This window comes from Mycobacterium sp., assembly GCF_039583805.1.
GTDB lineage: Bacteria > Actinomycetota > Actinomycetes > Mycobacteriales > Mycobacteriaceae > Mycobacterium.
Genome location: NZ_JAVKSH010000005.1, coordinates 1 through 22,845 on the forward strand (window position 1 = coordinate 1; position 22,845 = coordinate 22,845).

Sequence of the window (22,845 nt, forward strand, 5' to 3'; positions counted from 1 at the left end):
ATCCCAGCCTTCCAGCGGGTTGGGGTTGTCGTAGCCCAGGTTGACGAGCACGGTCAGGTCCGGCTGCAGCAGGTCGGCCAGCGGGGCGCCCACGACCGGGATCGACCGCAGCGGGTCCAGCAGCGGCAGGTCCGCGGTCGGGATCATGTAGTAGTTCGTCATGCTGTCCGCGGTGCCCGAACCGTAGTCCTCCGACCCCGGCAGCAGGATGGCGCCGCCGGGGTTCGACTCAGACTCGGGCGCGATCTGATCGGGCGTCAGCGTCGTGTAGGTGGGGTGGACGTACTGGATGCCCAGCACCGAGTTGATGTCCGACAGCAGGTTGATCGGGTATTTCGGGACGTCGGCGAACCCGTCGTACTCCTGCGTGTAAATGGTAGTCGGGAACAGATCGCTGGGCGTGGCGCCGTTGAACGTGATCCCGAGCGCGGGCAGCGTCAGCCCGTCCAAGCGCTCGAAGAGGCCGCCGTTGGGCAGATTAGGATCACCGGTCAGCACGAAGGACAGCTTGGAGTCCGACACGTGGCCCGCGAGCTCGCTCATCACCAGCCCGGAGATCGTCGAGCTCTGCGATGCGCCCTTGACGACGATGTCGTTGCCGCCGGCGACCTGCTGGGTGATCGTCTTGTCAAGAATTTCGGCCCCCTGCGCCTCCGACGCGTCCAGCGTCAAACTTTTGACGCCGGTGTAGAGCGCATAGTTGCCCTCGGGCGTGAACAGGGCCTCGGCGATGTAACTCGGGTACAACGGCTTGATGAACAAGTCGAAGTTGGTCGTCACTTCGTCGGCGGACGGGATCGGGTCGCCGCTGCCGCCGACGACGTAGGCGATGTTGTCCATCAGCGCGACCGCGCGGGTCTGGACGTTCGGCGCCACCACCGTGGGGACGGCGATCAGCCCGGCGACGGCCACACTCGCGACGACGTAGGGGCTCAGCGCGCGCTTCATAGCTGTCTCCTTAGTTGGCGTCAAGGTGACGTTAACAAAGCCAGCGCTCCAATGGCCAGGGCCCGACATGCCGGCAACGCTGCGGCCTCACAACCCCAGGTTCAGGGTCGCGTTGACGACTTCCAATTCGAAACCCGCGAACAACGTCAGCAGTCCGGCGTCCGCCGCGAGCGGCAAACCGACGGCGTCCACCGGGTTGGCCAGGTTGTCCAGGAACAAGCTGGCGTCGTAGCCGGGCAGGACGGTGACGGCGGCGTTGACGAAGTCGGCGGTCGGCAGCAGCACCGAATACAGTGTCGCCGCCTCGGAGGAGATCGACGTGCCGATCAGGTTGGGGATATCGGCCGGCGACGGCAGCAGCGTCAGCGGGTCGGTCACCCCGCTCGACATTCGGTCGGTCAGCATCGCCGGCAGCGAGGCGAGCGAGACCGCCACCGGGTTCGGTCCGCTGCCGGTGAAATCGTCGATGAAGTCATGGATGCCCAGCAGGGTCTGCGACGGCAGCAGTCTCAGCACGTCCAGAATCTGGTCGAGGGGCGGGAACAGCGCGAACGTGGTGTGCACGTTCGCCGGCCCGGCGTCCCAGCCCTCCAGCGGGTCGGGGTTGTCGTAGCCCAGGTTGACGAGCAGGGTCAGGTCCGGCTGCAGCAGATCGGCGACCGGGTTGCCGATGACGGCGATGGCACGGATCGGGTCCAGCAGCGGCAGGTCCGCGGTGGGGATCATGTAGTAGGTGGTCTCGGTGGCTCCCGACGTCGGCAACTCAATGGCCCCGCCCGGGTCGGTGGCCGACTCGGGCGCGATCTGCTCGGGCGACAGCTGCAGGTAGGCGCCGTGCAGCGTCTCGATGCCGGCGAAGGCGTTGAAGTCGGCGAGCAGGTTGATCGGATACCTCGGGAAGTCGGCGAAGCCGTCCCATTCCCGCGTGTAGATGACGGTGGTGAAGTCGTCCGCCGGAGTTACGCCGTCGAACGCCAGCCCGAGGCTCGGAAATTGCAGCGGGACGCCCGGCAGGTCGAAGCGCGACAGCAGGCCGCCGTCGGGCGCGTTCAGGTCGGCGATCAGCACGAACTGGGCATGCAGGCTGGTGTCCGGCTGGCCGGACGGGTCGAGCTGCTGCATGACCGCGGTGGAAATCGTCGTGCTCTGCGAGTAGCCGAACACCGTCGACTCGTTGCCGGCGATGGCATTGCTGTTGATCGCGTTCTCCAGGATGATGGCGCCCTGGCCCACCGAGGTCTGCTGTCCGTCCGGGTAGACGGAGGCGCCGTTGGGGAAGTTGTACGGCAGCGTCTTGATACCGGTCTCTGGATAAAACCCCTCGGGGGTGGTCAAGCCGTCGGTGTACGGGGCAGGGGGCGGGTAGGCGGTGTCGGTGAAATTAGGGTGGATGAACAGGGTGTTGGCCTCGTCCACGTAGTCCGGGCCGGGCGTGGCTATGCCGCTGCCGCCGATGATCAAGCCCACCGTGTCGCCGTAGGCGAAGGCCGAATGCAGCATCGACGTCAGTGTCAAGACTCCGGCACCGGCACCGGCACCAGCCACCACTGCCCAACCCGGCCAACGAACCCCGCGCTCGCCCATCCCAACCTCCTGTGATCTCTTGCGTGCGATTTCGGGCAAAGTCCTGCACCCCCTCCGGCCCGGCGCCGGCCGGCGTCACCCCAGCAGCGTGTCGCGCAAACGGTCCACGTCGGCGTCGGTGATGCCGGCGTCGCGCAGGTAGCCGTCCAGTGAACCGAAGGCCGCGTCGATGGTCTGCCGCGCCGCATCCAGGTATTCCACGCGCACGCCCAGCACCTCGTCGGAGAGCCGCGCTTCGGTGAACGTCACGACCTCCTCGGTGAGCTCGGTGTCCGAGCGCTGCCGGATCATCTCCAGGATCCGGTCCCGCAGCCCGGCGGCGGCGTCGTTGCTGCGCAGGTAGTCCGCCAGCACGGCGTCCCGTTCGACGCCGGCCGCCTCCAGCAGCACCGCGATCATGAAACCCGTGCGGTCCTTGCCGGCGAAGCAGTGCGCCAGCACCGGCCGGCCGTCGGCCAGCAGCGAGACGACGCGGCGTAGCGCGCGCTGCGTGCCCGCATAGGTGGGGAACCTGCGGTACTCGTCGACCATGTAGCGGGCCGCGGCGTCGCTGATCGACTCGTCGCCGGGCTTGTCGGTCATCAGCCGGGTGAACGCGTGCTCGTGCGGCGAGTCGCCGTCGTGGTCGGCGGCGAGGTCGGGGATGGGCAGCAGGTGGATGTCGACCCCGTCGGGCACCCGGCCCGGGCCGCGGCGCTCCACCTCGCGCCGCGAGCGCAAGTCGGCGACGTCGGCGACGCCGAGCCGGCGCAGCGCGTCGCGGCCGTCGTCGTCGAGCCGGCTCAGCTCACCGGAGCGGAACAGCCGGCCCGGCCGCACCCCGGCCGACTCCGCGACGTCACGGAAGTTCAACGCCCCGGACAGTTCGGTGACGCCGGCGGCCATCTAGGCGACCGCCGTCGCGAAAGCGCTTTTCGCCCAGCCGGCTTCAGTGCCGGCGGCGCTGCCGTGGGTGTGCGCGGTCTCGCTGTTGCGGGCGTCGTTGAAAGCTACCGCCGGCTCGGCGGAAAAGACGCACTCGTTCATGACATCGGACAGCAGCCGGTGACAGTCGCTGGCCCTGGCCGACATCGCGAAGTCCATGCCGGCCACGATAGGGCACCGCGGGCGCCCGAATCTGGACCGGGTCCGGCGTCCTGACCCGCAACATCATCACGATCAGCGCACGAGCCGCATTCACGCGCCCAGATAGGCACGACCCGCCGGCACGGGTGGCATCCGGTGACGCACGATGGCGTTATGACCGAGACGCGTCCGCCGCTGCCGCCCTTCACGCCCGAGACCGCGATCGCGAAAGTGCAGGCTGCCGAGGACGCCTGGAACACCCGTGACCCCGATCTGGTCAGCCGCGGCTACACCATCGACTCGCAGTGGCGCAACCGCGACCTGCACATCGTCGGGCGTGACGAGATCGTCGCGTTTTTGACCCGTAAATGGCAGATCGAGCAGGACTACGTGCTGCGCAAGAGCCTGTGGGACTTTCGGGCAAACCGGATCGCGGTGCGGTTTCAGTACGAATGGCACGACGACGCCGGCCGGTGGTATCGCAGCTACGGCAACGAGCTGTGGGAGTTCACCGACACCGGGCTGATGGCCCGTCGGGAAGCCAGCATCAACGACGTCGCGATCGACGTGTCGCAGCGGCGTTACTTCGGGCCTCGCTCGACCGCGCAGCGCCACCAGGAGATCCCACTGTGGTGAGTCCCGGAACCGGCACCACGTTGCCCTCCGCCTCCCAGGCGGCGCTCGCGGTCACGCGGTCAGCAGCTCGTCATCGACGATGGACACGTCGTCGACCAGGAAGCGTTGGTCCTCGGCTGCCCGCAGGGCCACCAGGACACGTCGCGCGTCGGTGATCCCGATCGGGCTGGGCAGCACTTTCGGGTTGGTCGACACGCGGACGAAACCGCTTTCGGTGACCGGGCAGGTCGCCCAGCCCCGCGACGCGTTCTCGGCGAACCATGCACGGATGCGCGCGTGGTGGACGTGCGAATACCATGCCAGCGCAACCAGGGCGTTGACGTCGAGCAGTGCCACCGTCAGGTCAATCCTCGTCGAGCGCGCGGCGGACCATGTGCGGCGTGATCGACGGTGTGCCGGCCGGGACCCGGATCACCGGCAGCCCGCCGTCCGCCTCGACCAGCGCGGGCGTCAGGCCGCGGCGCGCCAGCTCGGAGATCACCGCGCCCAGCGACCGCCGCTCGATTGCCGCGAGTTCGCGCGCCGCGGCGACCACGTCGTCGTCGATGTCGAGGGTCGTGCGCACTGGCTGACGCTATCGCATCAACGCATCGGGCCCGTCTTATCGGATAACGGGCAGCCCGCCGTCCGCCTCGACGCGTGCGGGCAACCCCCCGCACAAGGTCGCTTTGTGGGCCCACAACACCGCGGCGGCTACCGCACCGACCTTTGCCGGCGAACGATAACTGAGAGCACCGGTCGACTGCCGCCGGTAGCCTGCCCGGTGATCGCACATCAGCAGTGACCCTGGCGATCAGTGACCCTGGCGCGCGTTATGGTACGGGGCGTGCGGCCGCGTCGGCGGCGCATCCATCGGGGCAGGAACTGGACGAGAAAGTAGACGTGCGCGTTATGACAGATTCGCAGCCGACGGTCGGTGTGGTCGCCGAATCGGGGGCCGATGAGCGGCGCGTGGCGCTGGTACCCAAGGCGGTCGCGCCCCTGGTGAAAAGCGGCGTCACCGTCGTCGTCGAGTCCGGCGCCGGCGGGCGGGCCCTGCTTCCCGACGAGCTCTACACCGAGGCGGGCGCCACCATCGGGGACGCCTGGGCGGCCGACGTCGTCGTCAAGGTCGCGCCGCCTACCACCGAGGAGGTGCGCCGGTTGCGCCGCGGGCAGACGCTGATCGGTTTCCTGGCGCCGCGCAACGCCGACAACCAGATCCAGGCGCTCACCGAGGCGGGTGTGCAGGCGTTCGCCCTGGAGGCGATTCCGCGGATTTCCCGCGCGCAGGCGATGGACGCGTTGTCGTCGCAGGCCAACGTCTCCGGCTACAAAGCGGTGCTGATGGCGGCCTCGGAGTCGACCCGGTTCTTCCCGATGCTGACGACGGCGGCCGGCACAGTCAAGCCGGCGACGGTGCTGGTGCTCGGGGTCGGCGTGGCCGGGCTGCAGGCGCTGGCGACGGCCAAACGGCTGGGCGCGCGCACCACCGGCTACGACGTGCGTCCCGAAGTGGCCGACCAGGTACGGTCGGTCGGCGCGCAATGGCTCGATCTGGGGATCGAAGCGACCGGCGAGGGCGGGTATGCCCGCGAGCTGACCGAGGCCGAACGCGCGCAGCAACAGCAGGCGTTGGATCAGGCGATCACCGGCTTCGACGTGGTGATCACCACCGCGCTGGTGCCGGGCCGCCCGGCGCCGCGACTGGTCACCGCCGCCGCGGTGCAGGGCATGAAACCGGGCAGCGTGGTGGTCGACCTCGCCGGGGAGACCGGCGGTAACTGCGAGCTCACCGAGCCGGGCCGCACCGTCGTCAGACACGACGTCGGCATCGCCGCGCCGCTGAACCTGCCGGCGACCATGCCCGAACACGCCAGCGAGCTCTACAGCAAGAACGTCACCGCACTGCTGGACCTGCTGATCACAGACGGCACCCTGGCACCGGACTTCGACGACGAGATCGTCGCCGCGGCGTGCGTGACACGCGGGAAGGATAGCTAGATGTACGACGACGTGCTAGCCAACCTGGGGATCCTGGTGCTGTCCGGGTTCGTCGGGTTCGCCGTGATCTCCAAGGTGCCCAACACCTTGCACACCCCGCTGATGTCGGGGACCAACGCCATCCACGGCATCGTCGTGCTCGGCGCGCTGCTGCTGTCCGGCCGCATCGAGCACCCGTCGCCGGCGCTGCAGGTCATCCTGTTCGTCGCGGTGGTGTTCGGGACGCTGAACGTGGTCGGCGGGTTCATCGTCACCGACCGGATGCTGGGCATGTTCAAGGGCAAGAAGCCCGCGCCCGCCAAGGCTGACGAGGCAGCGCGATGAGCTACCTGGTCACCGTCCTTTATATCTTCGCGTTCGCGCTGTTCATCTACGGTCTGATGGGCCTGACCGGGCCCAAGACCGCGGTGCGGGGCAACCTGATCGCCGCCGTCGGGATGGGCATCGCGGTGGCGGCGACGCTGGTGCTGATCCGCGACTCCGACCAGTGGCCGCTGATCGTGGCCGGCCTGGTGGTGGGCGTGGTGCTCGGCGTGCCGCCGGCACGGCTGACCAAGATGACCGCGATGCCGCAGCTGGTGGCGTTTTTCAACGGCGTCGGCGGCGGCACGGTCGCGTTGATCGCGTTATCGGAATTCATTGAGACAGAAGGCTTTTCAGCTTTTCAGCACGGCGAGTCGCCGACGGTGCACATTGTGGTGGCGTCGCTGTTCGCGGCGATCATCGGGTCGGTGTCGTTCTGGGGTTCGCTCGTCGCGTTCGGCAAGCTGCAGGAGATCCTGCCCGGCCGGCCGATCGGGGCGGGCCGCGTGCAGCAGCCGCTGAACCTGCTGCTGCTGGCCGCGGCCGTCACCGCCGCGGTGGTCATCGGCCTGGACGCGCATCCGGGCAGCGGCGGGGTGTCGCTGTGGTGGATGATCGGGCTGCTGGCCGCCGCCGGGGTGCTGGGCCTGATGGTGGTGCTGCCCATCGGCGGCGCCGACATGCCGGTGGTCATCTCGCTGCTGAACGCGATGACGGGGCTGTCCGCCGCGGCGGCCGGCCTGGCATTGGACAACACCGCGATGATCGTCGCCGGCATGATCGTCGGCGCCTCGGGTTCGATCCTGACCAGCCTGATGGCCAAGGCGATGAACCGCTCCATCCCGGCGATCGTCGCCGGCGGGTTCGGCGGCGGCGGCGTGGCGGTGGGCGGCGGCGACGGCGGCGACAAGGTGGTCAAGGCCACCTCGGCGGCCGACGCCGCCATCCAGATGGCCTACGCCAACCAGGTGATCGTGGTGCCGGGTTACGGCATGGCCGTCGCGCAGGCCCAGCACGCCGTCAAGGACCTGGCGACGATGCTGGAAAGCCGCGGCGTGCCGGTCAAATACGCGATCCACCCGGTCGCCGGGCGGATGCCCGGCCACATGAACGTGCTGCTGGCCGAGGCCGAAGTCGACTACGACGCCATGAAGGACATGGACGACGTCAACGACGAGTTCGCCCGCACCGACGTCGCCGTCGTCATCGGCGCCAACGACGTCACCAACCCGGCGGCGCGCAGCGACGCGTCCAGCCCCATCTACGGGATGCCGATTCTCAACGTCGACAAGTCCAGGTCGGTGATCGTGCTCAAGCGGTCGATGAACTCCGGGTTCGCGGGCATCGACAATCCGCTGTTCTACGCCGAGGGCACCACCATGCTGTTCGGCGACGCCAAGAAGTCGGTGTCCGAGGTCGCCGAAGAGCTGAAAGCGCTGTAGCTATAAAGCGCTGGAGCTATAAAGCGCTCGAGCTATTCAGTCACATCAGCACCAGGAACTGACCATGATGGGGTGCTGCTACGTGATATCGCATACGCCATCAAGTTGGAGAAGGTATCAATCCCCAGCGCAAGCGACAGGTGAGGCGCCTGAGGTTCGTGAAGTCAGCCTCGATTCACCGACGGGCTGAGGCTGAACCGGCGCCAGGTGATCGAGTCGGCCACCTCCCGACACAGCGACTCGTAGCCCGGCCGGTAGCCCTTCCGCGACGAAGGCTTTGAGGCGGTCCTGCCTGGTCAGCGTTCAACCACGCCGGCATCAACGCCCCGACCGTTCCAGATCGAAGTGGTCAGGTCAAAGGTCCCTAAACCGGCGGATATGCCTGCGGCGGGTAGCCGTTGCCGTCGACGACGCCGCGCAGCCCCCAGGTGAAGTAGTTGAAAAAGAATTCGATCTCGTCGCTGGCATCGTAGTCCGGATTCGGATCCATCTGCCCACCTCTCGACTCGCTTCGTGCAGCAGTCTAGTCCCATCGGGCAACGGTGCGACAGGGAACGGCCGCCGTGAATAGACTAGCCAACCAGTTGATTGACACCGCCGACAGTGAGTTGACATGCCATCGGAGAACGGGCTCTCGCGCCGCGAGGAGTTGCTGCGGGTTGCCACCAAACTGTTCGCCGCGCGCGGCTACCACGGCACCCGGATGGACGACGTCGCCGACGTCGTCGGCCTGAACAAGGCGACCGTCTACCACTACTACGCCAGCAAGTCGCTGATCCTCTACGACATCTACCAGCAGGCCGCCGAGCGCACCCTGGCCGCGGTGCACGACGACCCGTCGATGTCGGCGCGCGAGGCGCTCTACCAGTACACGGTGCGCCTGCTCGACCAGATCGCGGCCAACCCGGAAGGGGCGGCGGTGTACTTCCAGGAGCAGCCCTACATCACCGAGTGGTTCACCGACGAGCAGGTCGCCGCGATCCGGGAGAAGGAAAGTCAGGTCTACGAGCACGTGACCGGCCTCATCGACCGGGGCATCGCCTGCGGCGAGTTCTACGAGTGCGACTCCCATGTGCTGGCGCTGGGGTACATCGGGATGACGATGGGCTCCTACCGGTGGCTGCGGCCCAGCGGGCGCCGCACCGCCACGGAGATCGCCGCCGAGTTCTCCACCGCGCTGCTGCGCGGCCTGATCCGCGACGAGGCGATCCGAGCCGAGTCTCCGCTGGGCGTGAGCGCCGCGCGCACGTGACGCTGCAACCCACGTCCCGCGAGAGTGCGGTTACCGACGGTCCGACCCGAGAAATGTGTCGGCGGATGCACTTTCGCGGCGCCTGGTCGTGCGGCGCCTGGTCGTGCGGCGTCTCGTAGTGTCTACGCCGATGCGGTTCGCCGTCACCTACCCGATGTGCCGTCGCACCTGCGACCCTGAGCTGGTCAGCGGACGCGGTGTCGCGATGATCGCGCGTGCCGCCGAGGCGGCGGGGTTCGACGGCGTCGGCTTCACCGACCACCCGGCGCCGACGCAGCGCTGGCTGGACGCCGGCGGGCACGACGCGCTCGACCCGTTCGTTGCGCTGGGATTCGCCGCCGCCGCGACCACCACGCTGCGACTCGTTCCCAACGTCGTGGTGCTGCCGTACCGGAATCCCTTCCTGGTGGCCAAGTCCGCGGCGACGCTGGACGTGCTGTCCGGCGGCCGGTTCACCCTCGCCGTCGGCGTCGGCTACCTCGAAGCGGAGTTCGCGGCGCTCGGCGTCGACTACGACGAGCGAAGCGACCTCTGCGACGAAGCGCTCGAGGTGATCCGCGCCGTCTGGACCTCCGCCGAGGTTTCCTTCACCGGCCGGCACTTCGACGCCCGTGGCATCACCGCCCGGCCGCGACCGGTCAGCGCCCCACCGATCTGGATCGGCGGCAACACCGGGGCGGCTCGCCGTCGCGTCGCGCAGCACGGCGACGGCTGGTGCCCCTTTCCCGCGTCGCCCGGGCTGGCCCGCACCGCCGGCACCGCGGCCATCGACTCACCGGCCCGCCTGGCCGCCGGCATCGCCGATCTGCGGCGCCGATTCGACGACGCGAACCGGGACTGGTCGAAGCTCGACGTCGTCTTCACCAATGTCTTCACCAATGTCGAGGGTGGCAGCCCCGCATCCGAGGAGTTCAACGCGGACGCCTACCTCGCCGGCCTGGAACAGTTGACCGCGCTGGGGGTCACCTGGGTGCAGATCGGGTTGCCGGACGACAGCCTGGCCCACGTGCTCGACACCATCGGGCGTTTCCAGGCTCGGGTGATCGACGCGTCCTGAGGCGCCGGTCTTTCGCGGCGCCGGTCTTTCCAAATGCACGCGGCGATGTCAGGCTCGCTGGGTGTCATCCGAGCAGACGCCATGGTCGGTCACCGGCCTGCTCGAGTTGTTCGACGTGCGGCCAGCCGGAGCCGACCGCTACACCGGGCAGACCGGTGCCGCCGGCGCGGACGAGCGGCAGGTGGTGGAGGGCACCCAGCTGCTGGCACAGGCGATTGTCGCTGCGGCCAAACGGTTTCCGGACAAATCGGTGCGCTCCGCACACGCGGTGTTCGCCCGCGCCGTCACGGCCGGGCCGCCGGCCGACTTCGACATCGACGTCGTCCACGAAGGCCGCACCACCGCCAGCGCCGTCGTCGGCGTCGGGCAGAACGGCCGGCGCTGCGTGACCGCGACCCTGCTCGCCGACGTCCCGACGGCCGACGTCATCCGGCACGCTCTGCCGCGGCCCGACGTCGCCGCGCCGGCCGACGCGCACCCCGCGCCGATGCCGATGGCCGGGCGGGAGGTCCGCCTGGTCGACGTCGTCGACGTCAACAGCCCCGACGAGGTCGGGCCGCCGCAGCTGTACGCATGGCTGCGGTACGATACCGTGCCGGCCCGCGACGAGCTTGCCAAAGCGCTGATCGCCTATTTCACAGGGCATTTGGGGATTTCGACGACGATGCGTCCGCACCCGGGCATCGGCACCAGCCAGGCGCATTCCACCGTGTCGACGGCGCCGATGACGGCGACGGTCGGTTTCCACGAGCCGGTGTCCTGGCCGGGCTGGTTGCTCTACAGCCACGAAAGCACCCAGGTGGGCGCCGGGATGTCCTACGTCCGCGGCGCCGTGCACACCGAGGAGGGCGCGCTGATCGCGTCGTTCGTCCAGGAGTCCCTGATCCGGCCGCTGCGCGGCAGCGACCTGGCAATCCAGTCCCGGGCCCGGCTGTAGCCGCGACGCCCGGCAGAATGCCCGTCATGGCGGGACCGCTGGACGGTGTCACAGTCGTCGAGCTCGGGGTCTGGGTGGCCGGCCCCGCGGCCGCCGGGATCCTCGCCGACTGGGGTGCCGACGTCGTCAAGATCGAGCCGCCGTCCGGCGACCCGGGACGGCTGTTCGGCAAGATGCTGGGACTCGACCTCGACGTGAACCCGCCGTTCGAGCTGGACAACCGGTCCAAGCGCAGCGTCGTCCTGGACCTGACCACCGCCGACGACCGCGCTGTGGCCTTGGAATTACTCAGCACCGCAGATGTTTTCGTGACCAATCTTCGACTGCCTGCGTTGCGGCGGCTCGGCCTGGACTTCGAGTCGGTGGCCGCCGGCAATCCGCGGCTGGTCTACGGCCTGATCACCGGCTACGGCCAGACCGGGCCCGACGCCGACCGCGCCGCCTACGACGTCGCGGCGTTCTGGGCGCGCGCCGGGGTGGCGCATCTGCTGACGCGGCCGGGGGACACCCCGCCGTTCCAGCGCGGCGGGATGGGCGATCACATGGCCGGCATGACGCTGGCGGGCGCGATCTGTGCGGCTCTGCTGGCGCGCAACCGGACCGGCAGCGGCCAGCTGGTGACGACGTCGCTGTACCGGCAGGGCGCCTACACGGTGAGCTTCGACATCAACACCTACCTGATGACCGGCCAACCCATCGCGGTCGGGCAGCGCGAATCGATGGCGAACCCCTGCATGAACAACTACACCGCCGGCGACGGGCGGCGGTTCTGGATCGTGGGCCTGCAGGCCGCCCGGCACTGGCCGGCGCTGTGCCGGGCCGTCGACCGCCCGGACTGGCTCACCGACCCGCTGTTCGCCGACCCGCGGTCACGCGCGGCCAACGCCGAGCAGCTGATCGCCGCGCTGGACGACATCTTCGCCACCAAGACGCTCGACGAGTGGGCCGGCATCTTCGCCGCCGAACCGGAGTTCTTCTGGTCGCCCGTCAACAGCATCGACGACGTGGTGGCCGACGAGCAGTTCCACGCCGCCGGCGGTGTCGTCGACGTTCCCGACGGCGACGGGGCGGTTCCGATGGTGGCCACACCCGCGGACTTCCACGGCACGCCGTGGGCGCCGCGGTCCACCGCGCCCGCCCTCGGCCAGCACACCCGCGAGGTCCTGGCCGAGCTGCGCGCCGGCGTCACCCGTCGAACGTGACCAGCTGGCGCACGGCGGCGCCGTCGGCGAGCCGGTCCATGGCGGCGTTGACATCGTCGAGCCGGATCGTCGAGGACACCAGCGACTCCACCGGCAGCCGGCCCGCCCGCCACAGCTCGACGAACCGGGGGATGTCGCGGGCCGGCACCGCCGAGCCCAGGTAGCTGCCGATCAGCGATCGCCCCTCGGCGACAAAACCCAACGGCGACACCGTGATCCGTGCGTCCGGTGGCGGCAGCCCGACCGTCACGGTCCGCCCGCCCGGCGCGGTGAGCTCGATCGCGGTCTGCAGCGCGGCCGGATGCCCGGCCGCCTCGATCACGACCGCGGCCTTGACCACCGCCGCGGCCCCGGCGCCGGCGGCTTGCTGCGGGGTGTAGGTCTCGTGCGCGCCGAGACGCCGCGCGGTCGCCAGCTTCTCGGGCAGCCGGTCGACCGCGACGACGCGGACGTCGTCGTGGGCCAGCGCGGTCAGCACCGCGGCCATGCCCACCCCGCCGAGGCCGACGACGGCCACCGTCTGACCGGGACGCGGCGCGCCGACGTTGAGCACGGCCCCGCCGCCGGTGAGCACGGCACACCCCAGCAGCGCCGCGACGGCGGGCGGCACGTCGTCGGGCACCCCGACGACGCTGGCCCGGTGCACGACGGCGTGCGTGGCAAAACCGGACACCCCGAGGTGGTGGTACACCGGCTGCCCGCCCCGGCTCAACCGCATCCCCCCGCCGAGCAGCGTGCCGGCGGCGTTGGCGGCGCTGCCCGGTTCGCATGGCGTCAGCCCGTCGGTGGCGCACGCCGCGCACCGGCCGCACCGCGGCAGGAACGTCGTCACCACCCGCTGGCCGAGCCGCAGATCGGCGGCACCGGAATCGGTGGGAGGGCCGACCCGCTCGACGATCCCCGCGGCCTCGTGGCCCAGCAGCATCGGCACCGGGCGCACCCGGCTGCCGTCGACCACCGACAAGTCGGAGTGGCACACGCCCGCGGCCTCGATGCGGACCTGCACCTCACCGGCGCCGGGCGGCGACAGGTCGACGTCGGTGACGCTGATCGGCCGGGAGTCGCGGTAGGGCCGGGGCGCGCCGACGCGGTCCAGCACGGCGCCCCGGATCCGAATCATGTTGGAATACAACCATGACGTCGGTTCCCCCCCCCCCCGCCGGACGGGCTCACCAGCCGCGACTTCCCGGTGCTCTGGCCCGTTCCAACCCGGTGGGCCGACAACGACATGTTCGGCCACCTCAACAACGCCGTGTACTACCAGCTGTTCGACACCGCGATCAACGGCTGGATCAACACGAACCTCGACATCGACCCGGTCGCCATGGCGGCGCAGGGCATCGTCGCCGAGTCCGGCTGCCGCTACCTGGCCGAGCTGCATTTCCCGCAGCGGCTGGTCGTCGGCGTGGCGGTGGCCCGGCTCGGCCGCACCAGCGTCGTCTACCGGCTGGGGCTTTTCCCGGCCGGCGAAGACCCCGGCAACGAACCCGGCGCCGATCAGGCCGCCGCCGTCGGGCACTGGGTGCAGGTCTACGTCGACCGCGCCACCCGTCGGCCGGTGCCGATTCCCGACGCCATCCGCTCGCTGCTGTCGACGGCCACGCTGTCGGTCGAGGGCCTCGGATAGGCTCGGCCGATGGCGTTCGTGAGCAAGACCGTCGAGGTCGCCGCCCCGGCGTCCGCGATCTTGTCCATCGTGACGGACTTCGAGTCCTACCCGCAGTGGAACACCGAGATCGACGGACTGTGGGTGCTGGCCCGCTACGACGACGGGCGGCCCAGCCAGCTGCGCCTGGACACCGTCTATGCCGGCAGCGAGGGCACCTTCATCCAGGCGGTCTACTACCCCGGACCCAACCAGATCCAGACGGTCATGCAGCAGGGCCCGCTGTTCACCAAGCAGGAGCAGCTGTTCAGCGTCGTGGACATGGGCCCGGCGGCGCTGCTGACGGTCGACATGGACGTCGAGACCGAGATGCCGGTGCCGGACACGATGGTCAAAACGTTCGTCAACAACGCCCTGGACTACCTTGCCGACAACCTCAAGCGGCGCGCCGAGCAGCTGGCTGCCGGTTCGTAGCCGAGCCGTGTGCCCGGATCAGGCCCAGATGCCGGCCCGGTCCAGCCCGTCGGTCAGTCGGCGGGCCCCGTCGGTGAACTGCCAGGTGAAGTGTTCGGCGACGGCCGCGGGGTCGCGGCGGCGCAGCGCGTCGACCAACCGGCGGTGGTTGTCGACGGCGGCCCGGCGCCATTGCGGATCGGCGGCGTAGACCGGCACCGGCAGGTACCGGGTGGCCTGCAGCAGGAACCAGGCCAACTTGGTCCGGCCGGTGCAGCGGTGCAACGCCCGGTGGAACGCGAACTCGATCGCCGCGATCGTCTCGGTGTCGGCGGCGGCGACGGCCGCCTCCAGCGCGTCGGCGGTGTGTTCGAGGTCGTCGATCTCGTCGTCGGCGATGTGTTCGGCGGCCGTGGCGGCGAGCTCCCTGGCGATGGTGACCTGCAACCAGGAGATGTCGTCGACATCCTGGCGGGTCAGCGGTGACACCACGTGGCCGCGATGCGGCTCCAGCACGACCATCCCCTCACCGCGCAGCGTCAGCAGCGCCTCCCGCACGGGCGTGGCACTGACCCCGAGACTGGCCGCCGTCTCGTCGAGCCGGATGAACGTCCCCGGACGCAGCGCGCCGGACATGATCGCGGCCCGCAGATGGCCGGCCACCTCGTCGGACAACTGCGCCCGGCGCAGCGGCAGCCGGCCGCGCCGGGGCGCGGCGCCAGGTGCGCTCACGTGGGTTTCCGCACTCCTTGTCTTCGCGCCGTCGAGACCATAATGTGACCTACACAACACCAGCTTTGATCAAATATCAACGTCGAGCATCACGTATCAACGCCAAGCATCACATGTCAACATCGAGCATCCGCCCGCGACGAAGGGGAAGCCCACGGTGACCGCGCAGGTGACCGGCCACGACGCCACCACCACCGAGCAGCCCTATCTCGCCCGACGGCAGAACTGGGTCAACCAGATCGAGCGGCACGCGCTGATGCAGCCGGACGCGCCCGCGGTGCGGTTTGCGGGCCGCACCATCACCTGGGCGGAGCTTCGCCGCCGTGTCGCCGCGCTGGCCGACGCACTGAGCCGGCGCGGCGTCGGGGTCGGCGACCGGGTGATGATCTTGATGCTGAACCGGCCGGAGTTCGTCGAGTCGGCGCTGGCCGCCACCATGCTCGGCGCCATCGCGGTCCCGGTGAACTTCCGCCTCACCCCGGCCGAGCTTGCGTTCCTGGTCAACGACTGCCAGGCACGAGTGATGGTCACCGAATCGGTGCTGGCCGCGGTGGCCGCCGGTGTGCGCGACACCGCGCCGGCGCTGAGCACGATCGTCGTCGCCGGCGGCGCCACCGAGGACGGCCTGCTGGGCTACGAGGACCTGATCGGCGAGCCCGGCGACCCGCACCAGCCCGTCGACGTCTCCGAGGAGTCGCCCGCGCTGATCATGTACACCTCGGGCACCACCGGCCGGCCCAAGGGTGCGGTGCTCACCCACGCCAACCTGGCCGCGGAGACGTTGATCGCCCTGTACACCAACGGCGTCGATTCCCGCGACGTCAGCTTCGTCGGCGTCCCGCTGTTCCATATCGCTGGGATCGGCAACATGCTGACGCCGATACTGGTCGGCACACCGACCGTCATCCACCCGCTCGGCGGGTTCGACCCTGGGCACCTGCTCGACGTGCTGGCCGCGGAGAAGGTCACCGGAATCTTCCTGGTGCCCGCGCAGTGGCAGGCGGTCTGCGCCGAGCAGCGCGTCCGCCCGCGCGACGTCCGGTTGCGGGTGATGTCGTGGGGCGCCGCACCGGCGTCGGACACGCTGCTGAGGGAGATGTCGGAGACGTTTCCCGGCACCCAGATACTGGCCGCCTTCGGCCAGACCGAGATGTCGCCGGTCACCTGCATGCTGCTCGGCGAGGACGCCGTGCGCAAGCGCGGGTCGGTCGGCAAGGTGGTGCCGACTGTGGGGGCCCGCGTCGTTGACGACGACATGAACGACGTGCCTGTTGGCGAAGTCGGCGAAATCGTGTACCGCGCACCGACATTGATGAGCGGCTACTGGAACAACCCGCAGGCCACCGCCGAGGCGTTCGTCGGCGGCTGGTTCCACTCCGGTGACCTGGTACGGATGGACTCCGAGGGCTACGTCTGGGTGGTCGACCGCAAGAAGGACATGATCATCTCCGGCGGCGAGAACATCTACTGTGCGGAGGTGGAGAACGTCCTGGCCGGTCATCCGGCCATCGTCGAGGTCGCGGTGATCGGCCGTCCGCACGATAAGTGGGGCGAGGTGCCGATCGCGGTCGCGGCCGTCACTGAGGGCGGCCCGCACAACACGTTGTGCCTGGAGGATCTCGACGAGTTCCTCGCCGAACGGTTGGCGCGCTACAAGCACCCCAAGGGCTTGGAGATCGTCGACGCGCTGCCCCGCAACCCGGCCGGCAAGGTGCTCAAGACCGAGTTGCGCAGACGCTTCGGCGCGGCGAAAGCTCCTGAAACCGCTTCTATGTCAACAGATTCTGCGGCGGGCGCGAGGGGCTGACATGACGACGAGTACCAGGCCACATGTGTCGGAAGGTCAATAGTGCGGATTCGTCACACGCCGGGCAGACCATCGGTTAAAGTCCTGTGGTCGGCCTTACAACCTGCACGTTGGGAGTCGGCGGCCACAGACGTGACGACGGGGCGAGGAGGACGCGTGCGACACGATCCGACGCGACGCCGCGAGGCGCGCAGTCCCGTCGTGAGGGGGCAGCGGTGACGGCGACACAGCCGCGGCTCACCGATTACGCCCGCGACCGGGCGGCTCCCCCGCTGCGGATAATTGGCGGGTTCGTCCGGATGTGTGTGCTGACCGGTAAAGCGTTGTTCCGGCCGCCGTTTGAGTGGCGCGAGTTCATTCTGCAGTGCTGGTTCATCGTCAGGGTCTCGCTTGTTCCGACCATGGCGGTCTCGGCGCCGCTGACGGTGCTTTTCATCTTCACGTTCAACATCCTGCTGATCCAGGTCGGCGCCGCCGACATCTCGGGGGCGGGCACGGCGGTCGCGGTGATCACCCAGATCGGCCCGATCGTGACCGTGCTGGTGGTAGCCGGCGCGGCGGCCACGGCGATCTGCGCCGACCTGGGCGCTCGCACCATCCGGGAGGAAATCGACGCGCTGGAGGTGCTCGGCATCGACCCCATCCACCGCCTGGTGTTGCCCCGGGTCGCGGCCATGTGCACTGTCGCCATGCTGCTCAACGGCATGGTGAGCATGATCGGACTGGTCGGCGGCTACATCTTCGGGGTCTACCTGCAGAACATCTCGGGGGGCGCCTACCTGACCTCGCTGACTCTTCTGGTGGGCTTGCCCGAAGTGATTGTCGCAACGATCAAAGCCTTCATCTTCGGCCTGATCGCGGGCCTGGTGGCCTGCTACCGGGGGCTGACCGTGCGTGGCGGTTCCAAGGGTCTGGGTGTCGCCGTCAACGAGACCGTCGTGATGTGCGTGGTCTTCTTGTACGCGGTCAACGTGGTGCTGACCGCCATCGGCGTGCGGTTCGGAACGGGGGCGCTCTGAGATGACGACGGCGCAAGTACTGCGATCCCGCTACCCGCGGGCAACTGCCAACCTTCGTCGCTATGGCGTCGCCGCGAGCCAGGGCCTGGAGGAGGCCGGCAAGCTGGGCTGGTTCACCCTGATCGGCAGTCGCAACATAGCGTTGGCGCTGACCCGCTACCGCGCAGAAATCCTGCGACAGATCGCCGCGATAGGGATGGGCGCGGGCGCGCTGGCTGTCGTCGGCGGCACCGCCGTGATCGTCGGCCTGGTGGCGGCGTCCTCGGGATCGTTGGTCGCCCTGCAGGGCTTCTCGGCACTGTCGCACGTCGGTATCGAGACGCTCCTCGGGTTCGCCGCCGCACTGATCAACGTGCGCCTCGTCGCCCCTGTCGTCACCGGCGTCGTGCTGGCGGCTACGGTCGGCGCCGGCGCCACCGCCGAACTGGGCGCCATGCGGATCAGCGAGGAGATCGACGCGCTCGAGGTGATGGGCATCAACTCGACCGCGTATCTGGTGTCCACCCGGGCGATAGCCGTGCAGGTGGTGATCATCCCTCTTTACGCGCTGGGACTGATCGCGTCGTTCGTGGCTCCGCAGCTTGTCACGACAGTGCTGTACGGACAAGCATCCGGCACTTACGAGCACTACTTCCGGACGTTCCTGCGGCCCAATGACGTGTTCTGGTCCTTCGCGGAGATGATCGTCGTCGCGGGGATGGTGATGCTGGTCCACTGCTACTACGGGTTCAACGCCAGCGGCGGTCCGGTCGGCGTCGGTGAAGCTGTCGGCCGCTCAATGCGTTTCTCGCTGGTTGCGATCAACGTCGTACTCGTCTTGTTTGAAATGGCACTATACGGCACCAACCCAAACTTCAACTTCACGGTGTAGCCGCGATGACGACTCCGCAGGGAAAGATAAACAAAGCGCCGCTGGCGCCGTACCGGTTGGCCGGTGTGGTGACTCTGTCGGTTGTTGCACTGGTCGTGGGGCTGGTGTACCTGCAGTATCGGGGGGACTTCACACCCAAGACGCAGCTGCAGATGCTGTCTGCGCGGGCGGGTTTGGTGATGGATCCCGGTGCGAAGGTCACCTATAACGGGGTGGAGATCGGCCGGGTGGCCAGCATCTCGGAGATCACGCAGGACGGCAAGCCGGCGGCCAAGTTCGCCTTGGACGTGTTTCCGCGCTACCTGAAGCTGATCCCGGCTAACGTGGACGCCAAAATCGTGGCGACCACGCTTTTCGGCGGTAAGTATGTGTCGTTGACCTCACCGAAAGACCCTACGCCACAACGGATCTCGCCAAAAGACGTGATCGACGCGAGGCATGTGACGACGGAGATCAATACCTTGCTGTCGACAATCGCCTCGATCACCGCGAAGGTGGATCCGGTCAAGCTGAATCTCACCCTGAGCGCCGCGGCGGAGGCGTTGAACGGGTTGGGCGACAAATTCGGGCAGTCGATCGTCAACGCCAACGCCATCCTCGATGAGGTGAATCCCCTGCAGCCGCAAGCACGCCATGACTTCCAGCAGTTGGCGGCGCTCGCCGACACCTACGCCAACGCGGCGCCGGATTTGTTCGATTTCTTCAACAACGCGGCGACGACGGCGCGCACGCTGCACCGCCAGCAGGACGATCTAGATGCGGCGTTGTTGGCGGCGGTCGGGTTCGGTAACACCGGCGCCGACATCTTTGGTCGGGGCGGCCCGTACCTGCAGCGTGAGATCAACGATCTGGTGCCCACCACCGGGCTGTTCGACACCTACAGCCCCGAGGTGTTCTGCTCTCTCCGGAACGCCGCCGAGGGGTCGAAGAAGTTCGCCCACATCTTCGGTGGGGGTGACGGGTATGCGCTGGACGTCGACGCCGAGGCCCTCGGCGGGACCGGATTTCTGCTGAATCCCCTGGCGTTCGCGACCGCCGCGGGGCTCGCACCACTCACCGGCGGGCTCTCATCCCTGGCGAGCCTGATCGGCGGAATTCAGAATCCGTACGTCTATCCGGACAACCTGCCGCGGGTGAACGCCCGCGGTGGGCCGGGGGGTGCGCCGGGTTGCTGGCAGTCGATCACCCGTGATCTCTGGCCGGGGCCCTACCTCGTGGTGGACGACGGCGCCAGCGTCGTGCCGTATAACCACCTGGACACCGCCTCGCCCATCGGCGTCGAGTACGTGTGGGGCCGTCAGTGGGGGGAGTACACGATCAACCCATGAAAATCACCGGTACCGTTGTCAAACTCAGCACTGTGGGGTCGCTGCTGCTGGCCTTTACCTTCATGATCGCGGTGGTGTTCGGTCAGATGCGCTTCGACCGGACCAGCACCTACTCCGCGGAGTTCAGCAGCGTCAGCGGCATGCGGGCCGGCCAGTTCGTCCGGGCTTCCGGCGTCGAGGTCGGAAAGGTCAAAAAGATCCGGCTCGTCGACGGAGGTCGTCGGGTCCATGTCGACTTTGCCGTCGACCGGTCACTGCCGCTGTATCAGTCCACGACCGCCCAGGTCCGTTATCTGAACCTGGTCGGTGACCGCTACCTGGAGCTCGCTCGCGGTCAGGGCGAGGGCGCTGACCGGGTTCTGCCGCCGGGCGGGTTCATTCCGCTGTCGCGCACCCAGCCGGCGCTGGACCTCGATGCGCTGATCGGTGGTTTCAAGCCGCTTCTTCGGGCGCTGGACCCGCAGAAGGTCAACACCATCGCGTCTGCCATCGTCACCGTGTTCCAGGGTGAAGGCGGCACCATCAACGACATCCTCGACCAAACCGCGCAACTAACCTCGACGATCGCCGAGCGTGACCAGGCGATCGGCGAGGTCGTCAAGAACTTGAACATCGTGCTGGACACCACGGTGCGCCATCGCGCGGAGTTCGACGGGACCGTCGACAACTTCGAGAAGCTGATCACCGGACTGAAGAACCACGCCGACCCGCTGGCCGGCGACCTCGCGCACATCAGCAACGCCGCCGGAACGCTGGCCGACCTGCTCGCCGAGAACCGCCCCCTGCTGCATAACGCCGTCAATTACACACAGGGGATTGCTCAACCGCTGATCGATCGGCGCGATGAGGTGAACGAAACTCTTCAGAAGATACCGGCGGGGATAAAAGCGTTCGGACGCACCGGTGTCTACGGCGACTTCTTCAACTTCTACATATGCGACATCACCTTCCTGATCAACGGGCTGCAACCCGGTGGTCCGGTCCGCAAAGCCAGGCTGTTCGAGCAGCCCACGGGGAGGTGCTCGCCGAAGTGAGAGCGCTGGAACCCCCTAACCGGCTTCGGATCGGCCTCATGGGCCTGGCTGTGCTGATCCTCGTCATAGCGTTCGGCCAAAGTATGACCAGCATCCCGATGTTGTTAGCCAAGCCGGCCTACTACGCGCAGTTCACCGACAGCGGTCAACTGAGCAAGGGCGACAAGGTGCGCATCGCCGGCATGACTGTTGGCGACGTGCAGGCGCTTCAAATCGACGGCGACCGCGTGTTGATCAAGTTCACGACCGGCACCAACACTTTCGGCACCGCAAGTCGGGTGGCCGTCAAGACCGACACAATCCTGGGGCGAAAGGTACTCGAGGTCGAACCGAGGGGCACCCGGCGGCTGCGGCCGGGGGGTGTTTTGCCAGTGGGCCAAAGCACCACCCCGTATCAGATCTACGACGCCGCCTTCGACGCCACCAAGGCCGCGACAGGCTGGAACATCAATACCGTCAAGCAGTCGCTGACGGTGTTGTCGCAGACCGTCGAGCAGACGTACCCGCACTTGAGCGCCGCCCTCGACGGGGTGGCCAAGTTCTCCGCCACCATCGGTAAACGTGACGAGGAGATCAAGCATCTACTCGCGCAAGCCAACCAGGTGGCCAGCGTCCTGGGTGACCGAAGCGACCAGGTCGACCGGCTTTTGGTCAACGCCAAGACGCTGGTGGCCGCGGTCAACCAGCGCGGCCAGGCCATCGACGCGCTGCTGGGGAACGTCGCGGCGGTCTCGGCCCAGCTGCAAGGGCTGATCAACGACAACCCGAACCTCAATCACGTGCTAGAACAGCTGCGCTCGGTCACCGACGTGCTGAGGGACCGCAAAGGGGACTTGGCGGATTCGCTTGTTCAGGAAGCCAAACTCGTCACGATCTTGAACGAGACCATCGCGTCGGGACCGTACTTCAAGGTGTCGGCGGTGAACAATTTTTTGAATACCCAGACGTATCAATTCACCCAACCGTGGATCGACGCTGCGCTCAAGAAACGCGGGGTCTCGCCCGAGGAGTTCTGGCGCAATGCCGGGTTGCCGGCGTTCCGGTACCCCGACCCCAACGGGACCCGGTTCCCCAACGGTGCGCCGCCGCCGGCGCCGGCACTGCTGGAGGGCACCCCGGAGCACCCCGGGCCGGCGGTGCTGCCGGGTTCGCCGTGCTCGTATGCGCCGGCGCCCGGCGCGTTCCCGAGCCCCATCAACCCATTGCCGTGCGCGGGCCTCGATCTGGGTCCGTTCGGCCTCCCGGGGGGTCAGTCGGAGTTGCCGGACGTGTTGACGTCGCCGCCGAACCCGAACGGCCTTCCGCCGACCCCGGGCATCCCGATCGCCGGGCGGCCAGGTGAGCCGGCGCCGGATCTGCCCGGTACCCCGGTGCCGCTGCCGCCCGCGCCTCCGGGCGCGCGTACCGAGGGCCTGGCACCGGCCGGCCCGACGCCGCCGCCGTCGACGTTCGCGCCGGGCCTGCCCCCGGGGCCACCGGCACCACCGGGACCGGGGGCCCAGTTGCCGGTGCCGTTCATCCCGCCCGGTGAAGGCGGAAATAGTCAGCCAGGTGGAGGGGGCGGAAGCATTGGAAGGTAGCCGGAT

At 68.4% G+C, this 22,845-nt stretch carries 24 protein-coding genes and 1 pseudogene; 16 read left to right on the forward strand and 9 right to left on the reverse strand.

Annotation, left to right across the window (positions count from 1 at the left end):
- The 4 genes from ABDW21_RS01035 to ABDW21_RS01050 all read right to left on the reverse strand — a co-directional run.
- A partial coding sequence (locus ABDW21_RS01035) for a PE-PPE domain-containing protein (RefSeq protein WP_343709951.1) occupies nt 1–948 on the reverse strand: 948 nt, incomplete at its 3' end.
- 87 nt (nt 949–1,035) lie between these two features.
- Complete coding sequence (locus tag ABDW21_RS01040; RefSeq protein WP_343601040.1) at nt 1,036–2,448, reverse strand: PE-PPE domain-containing protein; 1,413 nt, start codon at nt 2,446–2,448, stop codon at nt 1,036–1,038.
- A gap of 159 nt (nt 2,449–2,607) precedes the next feature.
- A complete protein-coding gene (locus ABDW21_RS01045; RefSeq protein WP_343601041.1) occupies nt 2,608–3,417 on the reverse strand; it encodes a tyrosine-protein phosphatase in 810 nt (269 codons plus the stop codon).
- Nucleotides 3,418–3,615 carry a hypothetical protein gene (locus tag ABDW21_RS01050; RefSeq protein WP_343601042.1) on the reverse strand — a complete coding sequence of 66 codons (198 nt, stop codon included), beginning with the start codon at nt 3,613–3,615 and terminating at the stop codon, nt 3,418–3,420.
- Between the two features lie 156 nt (nt 3,616–3,771).
- Here ABDW21_RS01050 and ABDW21_RS01055 point away from each other — a divergent pair, with 156 nt between their 5' ends.
- The gene (locus ABDW21_RS01055) at nt 3,772–4,233 is read left to right on the forward strand and encodes a nuclear transport factor 2 family protein (protein WP_343601043.1); all 462 of its coding nucleotides are present in this window, start codon (nt 3,772–3,774) and stop codon (nt 4,231–4,233) included.
- Nucleotides 4,234–4,296: 63 nt separating this feature from the next.
- Here the strand turns inward: ABDW21_RS01055 and ABDW21_RS01060 are convergent.
- Both ABDW21_RS01060 and ABDW21_RS01065 read right to left on the reverse strand, forming a co-directional pair.
- A pseudogene (locus tag ABDW21_RS01060) lies at nt 4,297–4,569 on the reverse strand (TA system VapC family ribonuclease toxin); the annotation flags it as partial.
- 7 nt (nt 4,570–4,576) lie between these two features.
- Nucleotides 4,577–4,798, reverse strand: coding sequence for an antitoxin (locus ABDW21_RS01065; RefSeq protein ID WP_343601044.1), 222 nt, complete (start codon nt 4,796–4,798; stop codon nt 4,577–4,579).
- Between the two features lie 326 nt (nt 4,799–5,124).
- On the opposite strand from ABDW21_RS01065, the gene ABDW21_RS01070 reads away from it, so the two are divergent.
- The 3 genes from ABDW21_RS01070 to ABDW21_RS01080 are packed head-to-tail and all read left to right on the forward strand — an operon-like array spanning nt 5,125 to nt 7,961.
- Nucleotides 5,125–6,216, forward strand: coding sequence for a Re/Si-specific NAD(P)(+) transhydrogenase subunit alpha (locus ABDW21_RS01070; RefSeq protein WP_343601045.1), 1,092 nt, complete (start codon nt 5,125–5,127; stop codon nt 6,214–6,216).
- On the forward strand, nt 6,217–6,540 hold the full coding sequence (locus ABDW21_RS01075; RefSeq protein ID WP_343601046.1) for an NAD(P) transhydrogenase subunit alpha: 324 nt from the start codon (nt 6,217–6,219) through the stop codon (nt 6,538–6,540). It begins immediately after the preceding gene.
- The gene (locus ABDW21_RS01080) at nt 6,537–7,961 is read left to right on the forward strand and encodes an NAD(P)(+) transhydrogenase (Re/Si-specific) subunit beta (RefSeq protein WP_343601047.1); all 1,425 of its coding nucleotides are present in this window, start codon (nt 6,537–6,539) and stop codon (nt 7,959–7,961) included. The genes ABDW21_RS01075 and ABDW21_RS01080 overlap by 4 nt, the downstream gene beginning before the upstream one ends.
- Before the next feature lie 364 nt (nt 7,962–8,325).
- On the opposite strand, the gene ABDW21_RS01085 is transcribed toward ABDW21_RS01080, so the two are convergent.
- Nucleotides 8,326–8,451: a hypothetical protein gene (locus ABDW21_RS01085; RefSeq protein ID WP_343601048.1), complete on the reverse strand. Its 126-nt coding sequence runs from the start codon at nt 8,449–8,451 to the stop codon at nt 8,326–8,328.
- Nucleotides 8,452–8,574: 123 nt separating this feature from the next.
- Between ABDW21_RS01085 and ABDW21_RS01090 the strand changes: the two genes are divergently transcribed.
- The 4 genes from ABDW21_RS01090 to ABDW21_RS01105 all read left to right on the forward strand — a co-directional run bounded on the left by ABDW21_RS01090 (nt 8,575) and on the right by ABDW21_RS01105 (nt 12,409).
- On the forward strand, nt 8,575–9,213 hold the full coding sequence (locus tag ABDW21_RS01090; RefSeq protein WP_343601049.1) for a TetR/AcrR family transcriptional regulator: 639 nt from the start codon (nt 8,575–8,577) through the stop codon (nt 9,211–9,213).
- A 130-nt stretch (nt 9,214–9,343) separates the two neighbouring features.
- Nucleotides 9,344–10,270, forward strand: coding sequence for an LLM class F420-dependent oxidoreductase (locus ABDW21_RS01095; RefSeq protein WP_343601050.1), 927 nt, complete (start codon nt 9,344–9,346; stop codon nt 10,268–10,270).
- A gap of 61 nt (nt 10,271–10,331) precedes the next feature.
- Complete coding sequence (locus tag ABDW21_RS01100; protein ID WP_343601051.1) at nt 10,332–11,207, forward strand: acyl-CoA thioesterase domain-containing protein; 876 nt, start codon at nt 10,332–10,334, stop codon at nt 11,205–11,207.
- A gap of 26 nt (nt 11,208–11,233) precedes the next feature.
- Nucleotides 11,234–12,409, forward strand: a complete 1,176-nt coding sequence (locus ABDW21_RS01105) for a CoA transferase (protein ID WP_343709952.1) — start codon at nt 11,234–11,236, stop codon at nt 12,407–12,409.
- Here ABDW21_RS01105 and ABDW21_RS01110 read toward each other — a convergent pair.
- Nucleotides 12,393–13,529 carry a zinc-binding dehydrogenase gene (locus tag ABDW21_RS01110; protein ID WP_343709953.1) on the reverse strand — a complete coding sequence of 379 codons (1,137 nt, stop codon included), beginning with the start codon at nt 13,527–13,529 and terminating at the stop codon, nt 12,393–12,395. The genes ABDW21_RS01105 and ABDW21_RS01110 overlap by 17 nt on opposite strands.
- Before the next feature lie 69 nt (nt 13,530–13,598).
- On the opposite strand from ABDW21_RS01110, the gene ABDW21_RS01115 reads away from it, so the two are divergent.
- Together ABDW21_RS01115 and ABDW21_RS01120 are read left to right on the forward strand one after the other, a co-directional pair.
- Nucleotides 13,599–14,036, forward strand: a complete 438-nt coding sequence (locus ABDW21_RS01115; RefSeq protein WP_343709954.1) for a thioesterase family protein — start codon at nt 13,599–13,601, stop codon at nt 14,034–14,036.
- A gap of 9 nt (nt 14,037–14,045) precedes the next feature.
- Nucleotides 14,046–14,489 carry an SRPBCC family protein gene (locus ABDW21_RS01120; protein WP_343601055.1) on the forward strand — a complete coding sequence of 148 codons (444 nt, stop codon included), beginning with the start codon at nt 14,046–14,048 and terminating at the stop codon, nt 14,487–14,489.
- Between the two features lie 18 nt (nt 14,490–14,507).
- On the opposite strand, the gene ABDW21_RS01125 is transcribed toward ABDW21_RS01120, so the two are convergent.
- Complete coding sequence (locus tag ABDW21_RS01125; RefSeq protein WP_343601056.1) at nt 14,508–15,200, reverse strand: GntR family transcriptional regulator; 693 nt, start codon at nt 15,198–15,200, stop codon at nt 14,508–14,510.
- A 157-nt stretch (nt 15,201–15,357) separates the two neighbouring features.
- On the opposite strand from ABDW21_RS01125, the gene fadD5 reads away from it, so the two are divergent.
- The 6 genes from fadD5 (at nt 15,358) to ABDW21_RS01155 (ending at nt 22,839) form a co-directional block, all read left to right on the forward strand.
- The gene (fadD5, locus tag ABDW21_RS01130) at nt 15,358–17,007 is read left to right on the forward strand and encodes a fatty-acid--CoA ligase FadD5 (RefSeq protein ID WP_343709955.1); all 1,650 of its coding nucleotides are present in this window, start codon (nt 15,358–15,360) and stop codon (nt 17,005–17,007) included.
- 215 nt (nt 17,008–17,222) lie between these two features.
- A complete protein-coding gene (locus ABDW21_RS01135; protein WP_343709956.1) occupies nt 17,223–18,026 on the forward strand; it encodes an ABC transporter permease in 804 nt (267 codons plus the stop codon).
- A gap of 1 nt (nt 18,027) precedes the next feature.
- A complete protein-coding gene (locus ABDW21_RS01140; protein WP_343709957.1) occupies nt 18,028–18,897 on the forward strand; it encodes an ABC transporter permease in 870 nt (289 codons plus the stop codon).
- 5 nt (nt 18,898–18,902) lie between these two features.
- A complete protein-coding gene (locus ABDW21_RS01145) occupies nt 18,903–20,225 on the forward strand; it encodes an MCE family protein (RefSeq protein WP_343709958.1) in 1,323 nt (440 codons plus the stop codon).
- Complete coding sequence (locus tag ABDW21_RS01150; protein WP_343709959.1) at nt 20,222–21,259, forward strand: virulence factor Mce family protein; 1,038 nt, start codon at nt 20,222–20,224, stop codon at nt 21,257–21,259. The genes ABDW21_RS01145 and ABDW21_RS01150 overlap by 4 nt, the downstream gene beginning before the upstream one ends.
- Nucleotides 21,256–22,839 carry an MCE family protein gene (locus ABDW21_RS01155; RefSeq protein WP_343709960.1) on the forward strand — a complete coding sequence of 528 codons (1,584 nt, stop codon included), beginning with the start codon at nt 21,256–21,258 and terminating at the stop codon, nt 22,837–22,839. Before ABDW21_RS01150 ends, ABDW21_RS01155 begins: the two co-directional genes overlap by 4 nt.
- Nucleotides 22,840–22,845: the final 6 nt, after the last annotated feature.

Bases quoted from the DNA above. Each gene is read 5' to 3' on its own strand.
- ABDW21_RS01090 (WP_343601049.1), top strand. From the start codon at position 8,575: ATGCCATCGGAGAACGGGCTCTCGCGCCGCGAGGAGTTGCTGCGGGTT.
- ABDW21_RS01055 (WP_343601043.1), top strand. From the start codon at position 3,772: ATGACCGAGACGCGTCCGCCGCTGCCGCCCTTCACGCCCGAGACCGCG.
- ABDW21_RS01095 (WP_343601050.1), top strand. From the start codon at position 9,344: ATGCGGTTCGCCGTCACCTACCCGATGTGCCGTCGCACCTGCGACCCT.
- ABDW21_RS01080 (WP_343601047.1), top strand. From the start codon at position 6,537: ATGAGCTACCTGGTCACCGTCCTTTATATCTTCGCGTTCGCGCTGTTC.
- ABDW21_RS01070 (WP_343601045.1), top strand. From the start codon at position 5,125: ATGACAGATTCGCAGCCGACGGTCGGTGTGGTCGCCGAATCGGGGGCC.
- ABDW21_RS01105 (WP_343709952.1), top strand. From the start codon at position 11,234: ATGGCGGGACCGCTGGACGGTGTCACAGTCGTCGAGCTCGGGGTCTGG.
- ABDW21_RS01140 (WP_343709957.1), top strand. From the start codon at position 18,028: ATGACGACGGCGCAAGTACTGCGATCCCGCTACCCGCGGGCAACTGCC.
- ABDW21_RS01050 (WP_343601042.1), bottom strand. From the start codon at position 3,615: ATGGACTTCGCGATGTCGGCCAGGGCCAGCGACTGTCACCGGCTGCTG.
- ABDW21_RS01085 (WP_343601048.1), bottom strand. From the start codon at position 8,451: ATGGATCCGAATCCGGACTACGATGCCAGCGACGAGATCGAATTCTTT.
- ABDW21_RS01120 (WP_343601055.1), top strand. From the start codon at position 14,046: ATGGCGTTCGTGAGCAAGACCGTCGAGGTCGCCGCCCCGGCGTCCGCG.
- ABDW21_RS01075 (WP_343601046.1), top strand. From the start codon at position 6,217: ATGTACGACGACGTGCTAGCCAACCTGGGGATCCTGGTGCTGTCCGGG.
- ABDW21_RS01040 (WP_343601040.1), bottom strand. From the start codon at position 2,448: ATGCTGCATTCGGCCTTCGCCTACGGCGACACGGTGGGCTTGATCATC.
- ABDW21_RS01045 (WP_343601041.1), bottom strand. From the start codon at position 3,417: ATGGCCGCCGGCGTCACCGAACTGTCCGGGGCGTTGAACTTCCGTGAC.
- ABDW21_RS01110 (WP_343709953.1), bottom strand. From the start codon at position 13,529: ATGATTCGGATCCGGGGCGCCGTGCTGGACCGCGTCGGCGCGCCCCGG.
- ABDW21_RS01145 (WP_343709958.1), top strand. From the start codon at position 18,903: ATGACGACTCCGCAGGGAAAGATAAACAAAGCGCCGCTGGCGCCGTAC.
- ABDW21_RS01150 (WP_343709959.1), top strand. From the start codon at position 20,222: ATGAAAATCACCGGTACCGTTGTCAAACTCAGCACTGTGGGGTCGCTG.